This window comes from Arthrobacter silviterrae (assembly GCF_011045165.1).
GTDB classification, from domain to species: domain Bacteria; phylum Actinomycetota; class Actinomycetes; order Actinomycetales; family Micrococcaceae; genus Specibacter; species Specibacter silviterrae.
In genome coordinates, this window is sequence record NZ_JAAKZI010000021.1 from 47,158 (window position 1) to 60,456 (window position 13,299).

14 protein-coding genes are annotated in these 13,299 nt (G+C 68.2%); 1 reads left to right on the forward strand and 13 read right to left on the reverse strand.

Translation table 11 applies throughout. The features are described 5' to 3' along the window. Positions 1 to 62: 62 nt before the first annotated feature. From G6N77_RS12485 to G6N77_RS20145, 5 genes are all read right to left on the reverse strand, one after another. Positions 63 to 1,169, reverse strand: a complete 1,107-nt coding sequence (locus G6N77_RS12485; protein ID WP_165182498.1) for a UDP-N-acetylmuramate dehydrogenase — start codon at positions 1,167 to 1,169, stop codon at positions 63 to 65. Next, positions 1,166 to 2,557: an MFS transporter gene (locus G6N77_RS12490; protein WP_165182499.1), complete on the reverse strand. Its 1,392-nt coding sequence runs from the start codon at positions 2,555 to 2,557 to the stop codon at positions 1,166 to 1,168. The genes G6N77_RS12485 and G6N77_RS12490 overlap by 4 nt, the downstream gene beginning before the upstream one ends. Continuing rightward, complete coding sequence (locus G6N77_RS12495) at positions 2,554 to 2,979, reverse strand: MaoC family dehydratase (protein WP_165182500.1); 426 nt, start codon at positions 2,977 to 2,979, stop codon at positions 2,554 to 2,556. The genes G6N77_RS12490 and G6N77_RS12495 overlap by 4 nt, the downstream gene beginning before the upstream one ends. After that, positions 2,979 to 3,428, reverse strand: a complete 450-nt coding sequence (locus tag G6N77_RS12500) for an FAS1-like dehydratase domain-containing protein (RefSeq protein WP_165182501.1) — start codon at positions 3,426 to 3,428, stop codon at positions 2,979 to 2,981. Before G6N77_RS12500 ends, G6N77_RS12495 begins: the two co-directional genes overlap by 1 nt. Before the next feature lie 152 nt (positions 3,429 to 3,580). Further along, positions 3,581 to 4,147, reverse strand: coding sequence for a TetR/AcrR family transcriptional regulator (locus G6N77_RS20145; RefSeq protein ID WP_165182502.1), 567 nt, complete (start codon positions 4,145 to 4,147; stop codon positions 3,581 to 3,583). Positions 4,148 to 4,226: 79 nt separating this feature from the next. On the opposite strand from G6N77_RS20145, the gene G6N77_RS12510 reads away from it, so the two are divergent. Further along, positions 4,227 to 5,768, forward strand: a complete 1,542-nt coding sequence (locus G6N77_RS12510) for an MFS transporter (RefSeq protein ID WP_165182503.1) — start codon at positions 4,227 to 4,229, stop codon at positions 5,766 to 5,768. A gap of 76 nt (positions 5,769 to 5,844) precedes the next feature. On the opposite strand, the gene G6N77_RS12515 is transcribed toward G6N77_RS12510, so the two are convergent. The 8 genes from G6N77_RS12515 to G6N77_RS12550 all read right to left on the reverse strand — a co-directional run bounded on the left by G6N77_RS12515 (position 5,845) and on the right by G6N77_RS12550 (position 13,264). Next, positions 5,845 to 6,090, reverse strand: a complete 246-nt coding sequence (locus G6N77_RS12515) for a DUF3188 domain-containing protein (protein WP_165182504.1) — start codon at positions 6,088 to 6,090, stop codon at positions 5,845 to 5,847. A 110-nt stretch (positions 6,091 to 6,200) separates the two neighbouring features. Continuing rightward, complete coding sequence (locus G6N77_RS12520; RefSeq protein WP_165182505.1) at positions 6,201 to 7,124, reverse strand: DUF2797 domain-containing protein; 924 nt, start codon at positions 7,122 to 7,124, stop codon at positions 6,201 to 6,203. A 3-nt stretch (positions 7,125 to 7,127) separates the two neighbouring features. After that, a complete protein-coding gene (locus G6N77_RS12525) occupies positions 7,128 to 8,000 on the reverse strand; it encodes an HpcH/HpaI aldolase/citrate lyase family protein (RefSeq protein ID WP_165182506.1) in 873 nt (290 codons plus the stop codon). Positions 8,001 to 8,004: 4 nt separating this feature from the next. Beyond that, complete coding sequence (locus tag G6N77_RS12530; RefSeq protein WP_205678256.1) at positions 8,005 to 9,027, reverse strand: hypothetical protein; 1,023 nt, start codon at positions 9,025 to 9,027, stop codon at positions 8,005 to 8,007. A gap of 117 nt (positions 9,028 to 9,144) precedes the next feature. After that, a complete protein-coding gene (locus G6N77_RS12535; protein ID WP_165182507.1) occupies positions 9,145 to 10,716 on the reverse strand; it encodes a Na+/H+ antiporter in 1,572 nt (523 codons plus the stop codon). 30 nt (positions 10,717 to 10,746) lie between these two features. Then, a complete protein-coding gene (locus tag G6N77_RS12540; RefSeq protein ID WP_165182508.1) occupies positions 10,747 to 12,267 on the reverse strand; it encodes a glycosyltransferase family 39 protein in 1,521 nt (506 codons plus the stop codon). 18 nt (positions 12,268 to 12,285) lie between these two features. Then, positions 12,286 to 12,669: a hypothetical protein gene (locus G6N77_RS12545; protein ID WP_165182509.1), complete on the reverse strand. Its 384-nt coding sequence runs from the start codon at positions 12,667 to 12,669 to the stop codon at positions 12,286 to 12,288. 226 nt (positions 12,670 to 12,895) lie between these two features. Then, complete coding sequence (locus G6N77_RS12550) at positions 12,896 to 13,264, reverse strand: hypothetical protein (protein ID WP_165182510.1); 369 nt, start codon at positions 13,262 to 13,264, stop codon at positions 12,896 to 12,898. Positions 13,265 to 13,299 lie beyond the last annotated feature (35 nt).

Sequence of the window (13,299 nt, forward strand, 5' to 3'; positions counted from 1 at the left end):
AATGCCCCAAATGTGCGGGAGGGTCGGTGAAAACAGCCCCGATTGCAACCGAGCGTCGGAGTTTAGAGGGAGCAGCCGACCAGGACCGGCTCGGGGTGCAGGGTGATGTTGAACTTGCGCTCGACGCCGTTGCGCACCTCTCGGGCCACGGCCAGGATGTCCTCTGCCGCGGCCCCGCCGCGATTGGTGACGGCCAGGGTGTGCTTGGTGGAAAGGGAGGCGTGCGGCGTCCCGGCGTGGTTGTTCCCCTCGGCGAGACCGCTGGCCGCGAGCTCACCCGCCAGGCCGTAGCCCTTGGCAAAGCCGGCGTGCTCAATGAGCCAGGCTGCGCTGAGCTTGACCAGGCCGCCATCCTCCCCGGCCGGCCAGCGCGGGGCATCCAGCGGCAATGCGTCAGCAACGTTTGCCGGGACAACGGGGTTGGTGAAGAAGGATCCGGTGGAGAAGGTGTCGCGGTCTGCGGGGTCCAGGACCATGCCCTTGGACGCGCGCAGGGCCAGGACTGTGCGGCGCAGCTCCAGGGAGTTGGCGCGCCTGCCCACCTCCACGTCCAGCCGGCGGGCCAGCTCGGCATACTTGACCGGGGCGCTCATCCGGCCCAGCAGCAGCTGGAATTCCACCGTCAGGACCACGTAGCGGGGGGATCCATTGACGGTGGTTGCCTTGATGATGGAGTCCCGGTAACCGAACTTCAGTTCATGGTTGGTGAAGGTGTGCACGGCGTTGTTTTCGCGGTCCCACACGCGCACGGCCGCAATCGTCTGGGACACGTCGGCACCATACGCACCCACATTCTGCACGGGCGTGGCTCCGGTGGACCCTGGAATGCCCGACAGCGCCTCGAGCCCGCTCCAGGCGTGCAGCACCGACTGGTGGACGAAGTCGTCCCAGTTGTGGCCGGCCTGGACCACCACGGCGGCACCGCCGCAGGAATCCTCCGCATTGACGGCATACCCCTGGCTGGCGATCTTGAGCACCGTGCCCTCAAATCCCTGGTCCGAAATCACCAGGTTGGAACCGCCCCCAACAATCAGCAGCGGCTCCCCGGCACTGTCCGCGGCACGGACAGCTGCGATGATGTCGGGCTCGGTGGCCGCCTCCACATAATTGCGTGCGGGCCCTCCCACGCCAAGGGTGGTCAGGGAACTCAGCAGCACAGTCTCACTCACCCTTCAACACTAGCCCTTTCCGGCACTGCCCCGGCGGGCTTGCGGACCACGGGGCTCAGCATGAAGGCAACCACCAGCATGACCAGCACGGCCAACAGGGAGTGGAGCACCCCGATGTGTTCGGCCAGCAGCCCCAGCAGCGGGGGCCCGCCCAGGAACGCACCGTAGCCGATCGTGGAGACCACCGACACGCGGGCAGCGGCGTGGTCGGGGTCGTCGGAGGCGGCGGACATGCCCACGGGGAAGCCAAGGGCGGAACCCAGGCCCCACAGCACCAGGGCAGCGAGGGCGATCTCCTGGTTGGGGGCAAAGACAAAGACGGCAAGCCCGACGACGGCCAGCGCGGCACTGGTCCGCAGTGCCGCCACCCGGCCGTAGCGGTCCAGGACCGTGGTCCCGGCAAAGCGGCCCACCGTCATGGCGGAGACAAAAATGCCGTAGCCCAGCGCGCCGGTGGCGTTGGACGAGCCATAGCCGTCTGCCAGCGCCAGGGCCACCCAGTCCCCCGCGGCACCTTCAGCCAAGGCAAGCCCCAGCACCAGCACGCCGATCAGCAGGGTGCGGGGGTCCCGCCAGGCGGCCGCAATCTTGGCCTTGCCGTCGAGCTTGGCCTGGGCCAACCTCCGGGACTCCGGCGCCAGCGCAGCCGCTGCGTCAGCAGCTGGATCGGCCGGCGGGCCCGCCCCCTTGGCCGGGGGACGCGCCGTCGTTCCCGGCCTGACAAGGGGGATGGGGCCGGTGCCCGGCACGGAATCAAGCTCGCCCAGCTGGACGGCTCCTTGCCCGCGGGCCTCCTGCGCGGAACGCGAGTCCGCCTGGTAGTGGCGGGTGGCGAACCAGATGGCGGTCCAGACAATGGCGGCCATGACCGAGACGTGGATGGCAACCGGAAGGTGCACGGAGGCGGCGAGGGCTCCAAGCCCGGCACCCACCACAGTGCCAATGCTGAAGGAGCCGTGCAGGCGCGGCATGATGTGCCTGCCCAGCGCCCGCTCCACGGCGGCGCCCTCAATGTTGGAGGCCGTGTTGAAGCTGGCGGTGCCCAGGCCCACCACCACCAGGCCGGCCCCCACAACCAGCGGGTTGACGAAAACGCTGGCGCCCAGCCCCATGATGACCATGCCCACGGCCTGGATGGTGGTGCAGACGCGCGTGGTCAGCTTTGAGCCGAGCCGCAGCACCACCAGTCCGGAGGCCGCCACCGAGGTAAAGGATCCCAGCGACATGCACAGCAGAATCAACCCCACGGTGCCGGGCGTCAGGCCCAGGTCGTCGCGAATGGCCGGAATGCGGGAGACCCAGGTGGAAAAGACCAGTCCGGAACCCGCATAGGCCGCGACCACGCCGTTGCGCCACGCCCCGACGGTTTTGGAATCGAGCCCGCTCACGCCATGCTGACCGTGGCTTGCGCCTTGACCAGCACCTTTTGCCCGTCCAGCGTCACGGCCAGGTCAATCCGGGCCGTTCCGGCCGACTCATCCAGTGCGCCGATGGTTCCGGTCACCTCGACGACGGCACCCGGCGCCCCGTCCAGGTCAGCCACCGGCACGGGCTTGGTGAACCGGGTGCCATAGGAGACGACGGCGGAGGGGTCACCGGCCCAGTCCGTCACCAGCTGCACTGCCGCGCCCATGGTGAACATGCCGTGGGCAATGACGCCGGGCAGTTCCACTTCGCGGGCGAAGCGCTCGTTCCAGTGGATGGGGTTGAAGTCCCCTGATGCCCCTGCATACCTGACCAGGTCCGCGCGGGTGATTTCAAGCGAGCGGGTGCCGATGACCTGGCCCACTGCGAGTTCTGAAAAGTTCATTACTGGCCCTCCCCGCGCACCAGGATGGCGGAAACTGTGGTGGCGACGGCATCCCCGGCCACGGTGGAAATTTCGGCCCGTGTGGTGATCATGGCCCCGCCGCCCATGGCCCGGACCGTGTCGACGTGGAGTTCGGCCACGAGCTCGTCACCGGCCACGATGGGGCGGTGGTGGGAGAACTTTTGCTCCGCGTGGACCACGCGGGAGAAGTCAATGCCGGAATCGGGATCGTTGATCAGCTGGGCGTCTGCGCGCTGCGCCACGATGATGGCGTAGGTGGGGGGTGCCACGAGGTCGGCGTGGCCGAGTTCCCGTGCGGCGGCGACGTCGAAGTGCGCCGGGTGGGTGGCCTTGACGGCGCGGGCAAACTCGCGGATCGACTCGCGTCCAACGCTGTAAACGTCGCCGGCAGGGTAGCTGCGTCCCTGCAATTCGGGGTTGGTGGTCATGGTGACAAGCTTACCGGGCGAGGGGCCCGCCGCGAGCTTGCGAGCGGTGGGAGCCCGGTGAGCGTTACCGGGCGAGGGGCCCGCCGCGAGCTTGCGAGCGGGGGGCCGCCGGGAGCAGCGAGGTTGTGGAGGCCGGTAAGCGTTACCCGGAGTCAGGCCCGGACACTGGAGCGTAGCTGCCGGACCACGGCGAGCAGCGACTGGACGTCGACGGCGTCCTGGGTGCCGCCGTCGTTCTTGGCATCGGTGGGCAGGCCGAACAAGGCGGCGTTGAAGTAGAGGCCGTCGCCAAGCAGCATGACTGCGCGCGCCACTGCAGGGTCCCCGATGTCTTCCAGGATGAGCCGGTACCAGGTGGCGTGCATGGCCAAAAATGCCGCCCGCACGGTGCTGTCCTCGCCCTGGGCCAGGCGCATGGCGGCGACCACGCAGCGGTCAAAAACCGTGCCGCCAAAAACGCTGGTCCGCACGTAATAACTGGCGCACCCTTCGGGATCATTGGCCATGAGTTCAAAGTCGACGGCGGCAAGCTCGGCCAGTTTTCCCAGCAGGCCTTCGGTCAGGGCTTCCTTGCTCTTGAAGTGGTACAGCAGCCCGCCCTTGGACACCCCGGCTGCGGCGGCAACGGCATCCAGGGTGGCTGCCCGGGGGCCGTCGTTGATCAGCAAGTCCTCATAGGCGGCAAGGACACGCTCGCGCGCCGAAGGTTGTGTAGTCATTGGACAAGACTACAAGAAGTGATGCAGTACACCGTCCAGACGGTTTACTGTACCGGCTGGACGGTATAGAGTTGATGGCATGGCACTGTCACTCAACACCCCCGCTTCCACCCTCGCCGCCGGCCCCGCCCGAGCAGGCACACGCGCCTGGATTGCCCTGGCCGTGCTGATGCTGCCGGTGCTGCTGATTTCGGTGGACAATACTGTGCTGAGTTTTGCCATCCCCTCCATCTCCCTGGCGCTGGTTCCTTCCGCAACCGAACTGCTGTGGATCATTGACATCTACCCGCTGGTGCTTGCCGCGCTGCTGGTGCCGATGGGCAGCCTGGCCGACCGCTTTGGCCGCCGGCGCCTGCTGCTGATTGGCAGCACCGGCTTTGCGCTGGTGTCGGCACTGGCGGCTTTCGCGCCGTCGGCCACCGCATTGATTGGCTACCGCGCCCTGCTTGGAATCTTCGGCGCCATGCTGATGCCGTCCACGCTTTCGCTGATCCGCAACCTGTTTGTGCACCACGACCAGCGCCGCACGGCCATCGCCATTTGGGCTGCCTGCTTCTCCGGCGGCGCGGCACTGGGCCCCATTGTGGGCGGGTTCCTGCTGGAGCACTTCTGGTGGGGCGCCGTGTTCCTGCTGTCCATCCCCGTCCTCATCCCCTTGCTGGTCCTGGCCCCGGTCTTCGTGCCGGCGTCCAAGGATCCGGCCCCGGGCCGCATCGATCCGCTGGGCATTGCGTTGTCACTGGGAGCCATGGTGCCGGCCATTTACGGCATCAAGGAAATTGCCCAGACCGGGCTGACATTTGTCAACGCGGCCTTTATTGTGGCGGGCATGGTCCTCGGGGTGGTGTTTGTGCGCCGCCAGCTGCGCCGTCCGGACCCCATGCTGGATGTCCGGCTGTTCCGCAACCCGGTGTTTTCCGGAGGGGTGCTGGCCAACCTGCTGAGCATTTTCTCCCTGGTGGGCTTCCTGTACTTCATCACCCAGCACCTGCAGCTGGTGGTGGGGCTCTCCCCCACGGCGGCCGCCTTTGTGCTGGTCCCCGGACTGGTCATTTCCATTGTGACGGGCCTGCTGGCCGCGTCCCTGGCCAAGTTCTTCCGGCCCTCACACCTGGTGGCCGGCGGCCTGCTGCTCAACGCCGCAGGATTCCTGATCGTGTGGCTCAATGCCGACGGATCCGTGGCGGGCACCATTGCGGCCTTTGCCGTGCTGGGCGCCGGGGTGGGAATTGCCGAAACCATCTCCAACGACCTCATCCTCAGTGCTGCGCCGCCGGCGAAGGCAGGGGCCGCGTCAGCCATCTCCGAGACTGCCTACGAGGTGGGTTCGGTTCTTGGCACTGCCATTCTGGGCAGCGTGCTCGCCGCCGCCTACCGCATGAATGTTGCCGTGCCGGCCGGACTGTCTGCCAGTGACAGCCACACGGCGGGGCAAACGCTGGGCGGCGCCATCGACGTTGCGGCCGGCCTGCCGGCGGCCCAGGGCCAGGCGCTGTTGGCCTCCGCCCGGCATGCCTTCGACTCCGGCTCGGGGCTGGTGGCGCTGGTGGGCGTGGTGCTGATGCTCGGCGCGGCCATCATGTGCCTGCGGGCGTTGCGCCCGTTGCCGGCGGACAAGTAATGGCCACGGCGTGCCAAACAGTCGGCGGCGTGCGAAATTTCACCCATCGCCGGCGGTTTGGCACGCCCCCAGCGGTTTAGGCCTTGTTCCGCTGTTCCGCTTCCCTGAGCGACTTGCGGACGGCGCGGGCGCGGAGGCCCAGGGACACCATGTGGGCCACGAGCCCGACGCCGACGAACGGCAACCCCACGAAGGTCAGCGCGGGCGTGGAGGACACTGCGCCCACTACGATGATGATGATGCCAATGGCGGTCAGGCCCATGCCGCCAAAGACCGCGTATTTGTAGGCGGGCGGGGCAGTTTCCCAAAAGTCGTTAAGCACACCCCCAGTGTAGAGGAGGGGGCTGGGCGCCCTTCCCGGACCCAGACGCCGGGTCTCGACGCCGGGTCTGACGCGCTCGCAGAGCTCGCTGCTCGAGCACGGAATGGAGCCTAGAAAAGCGATTCCTGGAGGGCCGGGACGTCGGTGGCGTAGTCGCCGAATAGGATCTTGTGCCCCTTCAGGGCCGTGAGGTCGGCAAGGAACGCTGTCCCGGATCCGTCCACGCCAACCAAGGCATAAGGACCCAGCAGCGAGTCCAGCCGGATGCCGTGGGTGCCCGCCTTGAGCTCCTGGGGGTAGGCAATGCGCTGGCTGGGCTCAGCCACACCAGCCGCAATGGCACTGCGTTCCCACTGCTCCGAAACCACCCCAAAGCCATCAAGGGCCTGCGTGCCCAGGAATTCCCTGACCACGGCGGCGGCAGCCCGGTTGACCTCCTCCACATCGGCGGCAGGGCGGGGCTGGAGGAGCGAGGCGAACTTGCCGGCACCCCGGACAAACTGCGTCAGGCCAAGATTCGCAGACACGGCGTCCTCAAGCACCCGCACCACGGAGCCGTCGCCGGCCTGTGCAACATACCGGGCCACGACGGCGCCCTGATCCGCCAGTCGGGACCACTTGCTGCGCTGGGAAGCCGTGCCCACCTTGGTGGTGCCATCGGCGAAGGTGGCCACATACAGCCAGTGCGGCTGCGCGAGGTAGGCCTTCAGACCGGGCGGGGCAATGCCGCTGCGGTGAAAGTCGTGCATGAAGCGGAAATCGTCGCGGGCAAAGCACGCGCCGCACTGGTAGCCGCGCTCGGCAGCTGCACCGCTGGGGCACGGAAAATGCTGCGACTCTTCCGGCCCCTGGACGCTGGAGTACCCCAGGCAGTACCGGGCCGGAATGCCGCTCCCCGCCAGGACGCTGAACCGCAGCCACTGGCCGGCTTGCAGCGGCACCCGGGCGCCGCCGTCGTCCGCGGTAAGGGACAGCGACGGCCCGGCAGGGGTCCACGAAACGCCGCGGACCAGTGCCGGGCCGGTCTCAGCCACGGTTCAGAGCGCGGGCTGGACGCCGTAGGCCACGGCCAGCTTCATGATCTTTTCGGCGCGGCCCAGTCGGGGCAGGTCCGAGCCGTCGCGGATGACGCCGCCGCGGGCCTTGAAGTCGTCCATGAAGTCCGTGGCCCAGGCAACGTCCGTGGGGGTGGGGCTGATGACCTCGTTGATGATGTTGGTCTGGTCAATGGCCAGGCACAGCTTGCCCGTCATGCCCATGGACACCGTGATGGCGGACTGCTCGCGCAGGATGGGGTGGTTCGTGCCAACCGTGGGGCCGTCGATGGGGCCGGGCAGGTTGCCGACGCGGCTGGCAACGACCAGTTTGGCGCGCGGGTAGGCCATGGCCTCACGGTCCGCGGCCATGCCGGTGTCGCGGCGGAAGTCGCCGGAGCCGAAGGCGAGGCGGAAGGCGCCTTCCGCGCGGGCGATGTTGTTGGCTTCCTCAATGCCCAGCGCCGACTCGACGAGCGCCAGGACGCGGGTTTTGCCGTCCAGGCGGTGGTAGGTTTCCTTGACCTGCTCGGCATTCTCGGTCTTGGCGAGCATGACGCCGAGGAGGCCGGGGATGTTGCGCAGGCCCGCCACGTCGTCGGCCCAGAAATCGGAGTGGACGTCATTGATGCGGACCCAGGCCTTGCCACCGTTGCGCAGCCAGTCGATGACGTCCTGGCGGGCGCCGTCCTTCTTCTTGGGGTCCACGGCGTCTTCAATGTCCAGTACGACGGCGTCGGCGCGTGAGCTGGCTGACTCGTCAAAGATCTCCGGGCGCGTGGCGGGCACCAGCAGCCATGAGCGGGCAATTTCGGCCGGAATGTTGCGGGTGCGGATGGGCTTGGATGAGGCTGTGTCGCCAACGGAACTAGACATACATCTACCGTATACGGGCCGCGCCGCACTTTCGACGCGGCGGGGCACAAACGAACCCGGGTTTTGCTGTGCCTATGCGCCAGCGATCCTGCGTGTGCAACCGGCGGTGAGGCGTCCCGTGCGGCACGTTGCCAGCGGCGGGCCGGTTGGGGACGTCGGCATCCCAGGTAAGGTCGGCGCCCTCCCCCAGCGCAAGCGCCTCGACTGCAGGGTCCTGCACCAGGGCTGCAATGAGCTCCCTGCTGCCAGCCACCACGGTGGAGTCAAAATCGATTTCCGACACCATGACCCAACTCCGGTCGGCGGGCCACAAAATGCTGGGCGATTGCGGCCATAGCGGCGAATGGTGCCACGGCACGCGGTTCACCCATTCGGGGTCGGTGTAGAACCGTGGCCCGGCAGAAAAAAGGTAGTAGCTGCGGTTCGGGAGTTCCAGTTTTTCGCCGTCGGCCACCGCCGCGGACAGCAGCCCGGAGCCGGGTTCCCGGGACAACGGGTTGTCCCACTGGCCGTCGTCAGACAGGCGCAGCTCGGCATAGCCGGCGGAGGTGGCCAGCCCGCCCCAGCCCTCCCAAATGGCACTTACGCCTTCGTCAGGCGTGCCGGTGTGGTTGCAGAGGTGGGTGGCAACCGCAGCCAGGACGTCCGTAGCAAGGTTCCCAATGTCCGGTTTCGAATAGCGCCAGCCTGCCTCGTCCAGGGGCCCGAGCATCGGTGTCACCGGTCCCATCAGGCGGTGGAGCTGGGCCAGCGGGTGCATGAGCGTGCCAAAGGCCCGGGCGACGGCGGCCCAGCCCACCCGCTGCTGTTCCAGCTCTCCCATGGCCGGCAGTTCATGGCCATGCCACGACCCTGTGTCCTGCGGACGGTCGCGCTCCAGAGGGTGGAAGATCCGGGCATAGGCTGGGAAGCCGCGCGGCACCACCGCGTGCATGTCGTGCCATTGTTCGTCGAGCAGGGGCTTGAGCCAGGCTCCGGCTGATGCGCCGGCAAGGGCTTGGGGAATCGAACCAGGCTGGGAGTCCATGGCCCCAGCCTAGGCCATGGCCGCATCGCGGGAGCGTTGGGCAAAAGACCGCAAATCGTGAGGGGGCGTTGGGGAAAACAGCCCGAAAAGTGAGGGAGCGTCGGGGTGGGGGCGGGGCTATTCCGGCATGATCATGGTGCGCAGGTCCAGCTGGCGGAGCACCTTGTCCGCCACTTCGGGGTCGGTCTCCGGCTCATTGCGGGCCGTCAGCACTTCCTGGCGGGCGGCGTCGAGCGCAATGGTCTGCACGGCTATGGCCAGCTCCCGTCCGCGGCGGCGCCGTTCGTCGGCATCGTCGGCGGGGAGGCCGCCGTCGAGCAGCTCGGCGTGCAGCTTCTTCATTTTGGCCTTCATCAGGGCCAGCTTTTCCGGCGGCAGGTTCCTGATGACCTCGTTGCCGCGCAGGGCCGCCACGGCAGCTTCCTGGGCGCGCAGGGCCATGAGCTTGGCCGCCTCACGCTCCTCGACGCCGTCGTCCGTTGCCTTCAGCACGCGCATGAGCCACGGCAGCGTCAGCCCCGGCAGGACCAGGGTGGCCAGGAGCACGGCACAGGCAATGACAATAATTTCGTGCCGGGCGGGGAAGGGGGCTCCCGACGGCAGCACGGCGGGCAGCGCAAGGGCCAGGGCCAGCGTGGCGAGCCCCCGCATGCCGCACCAACTGAGGATGACGACGTCCTTGAAGCTGGTGGGCGGCAGGTCCCCGCGGTCCTTGCGGGAAAGCAGCTGGAGCACCCAAAACCAGAGGAACCTGATGGCGATGACCAGCACGCTGATGCCAACCGCCAGGGGAACCATGCCCCAGATGGCGCCACCCTCGGCCTTGACGACCCCCCGGACTTCCAAGCCCACCAGGCCAAACGCCAGGCCCGTCGCGAGCAATTCCACCACGTCCCAGAAGGCGGCCCGGGTAATGCGTTCCGTGGCGTCCTCGGCGCGGGCGTGCCGCTTGATTTCCAGCGCGGTCACCACAACGGCAATGACGCCCGAGGCGTGGAATTCCTCGGCCAGGATGTACGCGGCAAACGGCACCACCAGGGTCACGGCGCTGCGGGCCACTGAGGAGGTGATGAGCCGGGTGATCAGGCCCGTCAGCCAGCCCATGAGCATGCCGGCGACGACGGCGAGCACGGCTCCCAGCACAAACTTGCCCACCACCCCGAGCCCGAAGGTCTCCCCGCCGACGGCGCTGGCCACTGCCGCTTGGAAGATCACGATGGCGGCCGCGTCGTTGAACAGGCCCTCGCTTTGCAGCACGGTGACCAGCCGCCGGGGCATGTGCACGCGCCCGGCCACGGATTCCACGGCCACAGGGTCCGGCGGCGCGGTCATGGCGCCCAGCGCCAGCGCAGCGGGAACGCCAATGCCGGGGATCAACAGCCACGCCGCACCGGCCACCAGGGCCGTGGACACCACCACAAGGGCCACGGCCAGCAGCACAATGGTGCGCCAGCGAATCCGGAACACGGACCAGGAGCTCTTTTGGGCCGTGGCAAAAAGCAGCGGCGGCAAGAAGATGGGCAGGATCAGCTCGGGGTCGATCCTCAGGTCCGGGAAGCCGGGAATGAACGTCATGGCCCCGGCCATGATCAGCATGAGCACGGGGTACGGCAGCCTGAGGCGGTCCCCCAGGCCGACGGCGACAACGGTGGCGAACAAGAGTCCGACGATCAGTACAAGCTGCTCCACGCTCCCACCCTAGCGCTCCCAGTCCCGAATTCAGCCGTAGTGCTGCATCCCGGGCCAGAGGGCCGCCCAGGGGGCGCGCAGGCCCCGGCAGACCATGACGGCCCGCCCCTGTTCCTCGTTCTGCACCCCTTCGCCGTTGTCCAGCCTGGCTTCCACCGTGCAGGAGGAGAAATCGGCGGAAAGGTCGTCGAAGCCCACTGAAATGGCCGTGGTCGCCGCCGCCGGCGGGGGTCCGTAGGCGTGCAGCTGGTTGTGTCCGCTGAACACCGCGGGAAGGCCCAGTCCGGGCCCGAATCTGTCCAGCGCGCCCGCCTCGCCGTAATTTTGGGCCAGCAGCACGGTGTGCGCCCTCTCGGCTGGCGTCAGCGCACCATAGACCCGGGCGACCTCCGCCACGTAGGCCGGCCACCCCACGGAGTCCCTGGCAGTCTGGTTCACTGTGGCGATGACGGGAGGCAGGGAGGCCGCCGGAATCACCGGCAGCGCCACCACCACGGCCATGGCAGCCGCAACCCCGACGGCGGCCCAAAGGCCGGCCCGCCGCACGGCCCGGTCGCGTGCCCACTGGACAGCAACCACCGATCCGGCGGCGTAGGCGAACGCGAGCAGTCCAAAGGTGTAATACGGCTGGCCACCTGTGGCGAGAACGATCAGGCAGACGGCCGGGTAGGCCCAGGCAAATGCCCGCACCGGACGCCATTCCCGGCGTCGAAAGAGTGCCGTGAAGCCGGCAACCCAGATTGGTGCAACGGTGAATCCGAGCAGTATGAGCTGAAACGGGACAAAGTACGCCTTGTCGCCGCCGCCCTTGTCATTCGCCAGCGCCCCGGCCATCGTCACCTCGGGCCAGCCCGCGGTGAGCTGGTAAATGAAATTCGGAGCCCCGACAACCACGGCGGCCAGCACGCCGGCCCAGAGCCACCGCCCGGCAAGGGCCCTGCGCGGGCCGGACAGCAGCAGGCCGGCGAGGAAGCCGATGAGCAACAGCGCAATCAACCACTTGTTGTAGCTCGCCAGCCCCGCCACGATGCCCGCCGCCAGCCACCACCGCGGCCTGTTTCTGAGCAGGGCCCTGGAGGCAAAGAGGATGAAGCCCAGCCAGGCCGGCATGTCGGGGGACGCCGTCAGCAGGATGTGTCCGGCAATGAAGACGAACGTGGAACTGATGCCGGCTGCGGCCAGGAGCTGGGCGCGGCTGCCGCCCCCAAGTTCGGCCGCCAGCAGGGCCGTCAGGGCCACGGCGCCCAAGGCGAAAAGCATCGCCGGGACGCGAACCGCCCAAAGGTTGTCCCCCAACGCCCAAATCCCGGCACGGACCACCATGGGCGTCAGGGGCGACTGGTCCACGTACCCCCAGGCGGGATGCATGGACAAGATCCGAAAATACAGCTCATCCCGGTGGTAGCCGTACTGCGTCAGCGTCGCCAGGAACAGCGCCGCGTCAACAGCCAGGACTGCGCTGACCGCACGCCAGGCGAACGGGCGGCGCAGGCTGCCAGGGTGCTGGCCCTGGCCGGAACGTCCCGGCCGGGTTCGGGGAGACGGCGTCATCGCGGCGCTCGCGGATGCCTACAGGACATCATAGGAGTCCACCGCCTGCTCGAGAATGCCACGTTCTGCGTTCCATCTGTCGGCCGGTGTGGCGGCGACGATCACGGTGCTGCCGCGGACGCCGGTCACGAGACAGGCGATCTCCCGGTAATGGTGCGCCCCGATGCGGGTCACATAGTCGTCAAGGACGCAGGAACCGGTGCCGCCGCGGAAGGCAAGGCCTGCGGCGGACGCGTCAAGGGCGGCGCCCACAGCGTGTTCGCCCCTGAGGTGGGCCAGTCGGAACGATCGCCAGTTGGCCAGGGTTTCGCTGCCCTGCTGCGGTGTGGCATTGAGGTAAAGTACCGGCTGCCCGCCCGGACCGGCGGTTTCCGCCGCCACCGTGCCCGAATCGCTTTGCACAGGGGCCGCTGTGGGAGGGTACGCCAGCACCGCGGCCCGGCCCGGCAGTTCCAAGGCGAGCCAGCCGGCAGGCGCCGGGCCCGCCGTGAACCACGAAAACCCGGACGACGCCGCCCGGACCGGAGGTGGCCTCCGGGAACGGTCGCGGCCAACGTTGCGCGAGGCACTGAGGGGGAATGCATGCGAATTCCTTGCTTCCGCGAGCTGGATTCGGAACTGGCGCGGTTCACATGAGGCCGTCGCCGTCGTCGGGCCCGCCGTTGTTGTCGCCTTCGTGGTCGCCGCCGTTGCGGACCGGCGCTGGCGGTTGTTGCATGACAGGCGGCGGTGCCGGAATGACCGCAGGCGGCGGGGCTGGCATGACGACAGGCGGCGGTGCGGGGACGGGAGCAAGCGGTGCGACCGGGCGCTTCACTGGCTTGGGCACCGGCTTGGCCGAATGCGACGGGGTCGGGATGGCCTTCGCGGTGGTGGGTGCCGTCGACGCGGACGACGACGGCGGCGGTGCGGGCTGGGCGGTTGTCCCTGCGCAGCCCGCGAGCAGCAGGCCGGCCCCCAGCGCCGTGGCGCCAACAGCCAGCCGAAAATTCTTCATGGTGTGTCCCTTGTGAGTACCCCAACCCTGGTGGC

What these genes read in the sequence shown, in the direction of transcription:
- G6N77_RS12495 (WP_165182500.1), bottom strand. Translation starts at nt 2,979, where the DNA reads ATGAACTTTTCAGAACTCGCAGTGGGCCAGGTCATCGGCACCCGCTCG.
- G6N77_RS12525 (WP_165182506.1), bottom strand. Translation starts at nt 8,000, where the DNA reads ATGTCTAGTTCCGTTGGCGACACAGCCTCATCCAAGCCCATCCGCACC.
- G6N77_RS12530 (WP_205678256.1), bottom strand. Translation starts at nt 9,027, where the DNA reads ATGGACTCCCAGCCTGGTTCGATTCCCCAAGCCCTTGCCGGCGCATCA.
- G6N77_RS12540 (WP_165182508.1), bottom strand. Translation starts at nt 12,267, where the DNA reads ATGACGCCGTCTCCCCGAACCCGGCCGGGACGTTCCGGCCAGGGCCAG.
- G6N77_RS12550 (WP_165182510.1), bottom strand. Translation starts at nt 13,264, where the DNA reads ATGAAGAATTTTCGGCTGGCTGTTGGCGCCACGGCGCTGGGGGCCGGC.
- G6N77_RS12510 (WP_165182503.1), top strand. Translation starts at nt 4,227, where the DNA reads ATGGCACTGTCACTCAACACCCCCGCTTCCACCCTCGCCGCCGGCCCC.
- G6N77_RS20145 (WP_165182502.1), bottom strand. Translation starts at nt 4,147, where the DNA reads ATGACTACACAACCTTCGGCGCGCGAGCGTGTCCTTGCCGCCTATGAG.
- G6N77_RS12500 (WP_165182501.1), bottom strand. Translation starts at nt 3,428, where the DNA reads ATGACCACCAACCCCGAATTGCAGGGACGCAGCTACCCTGCCGGCGAC.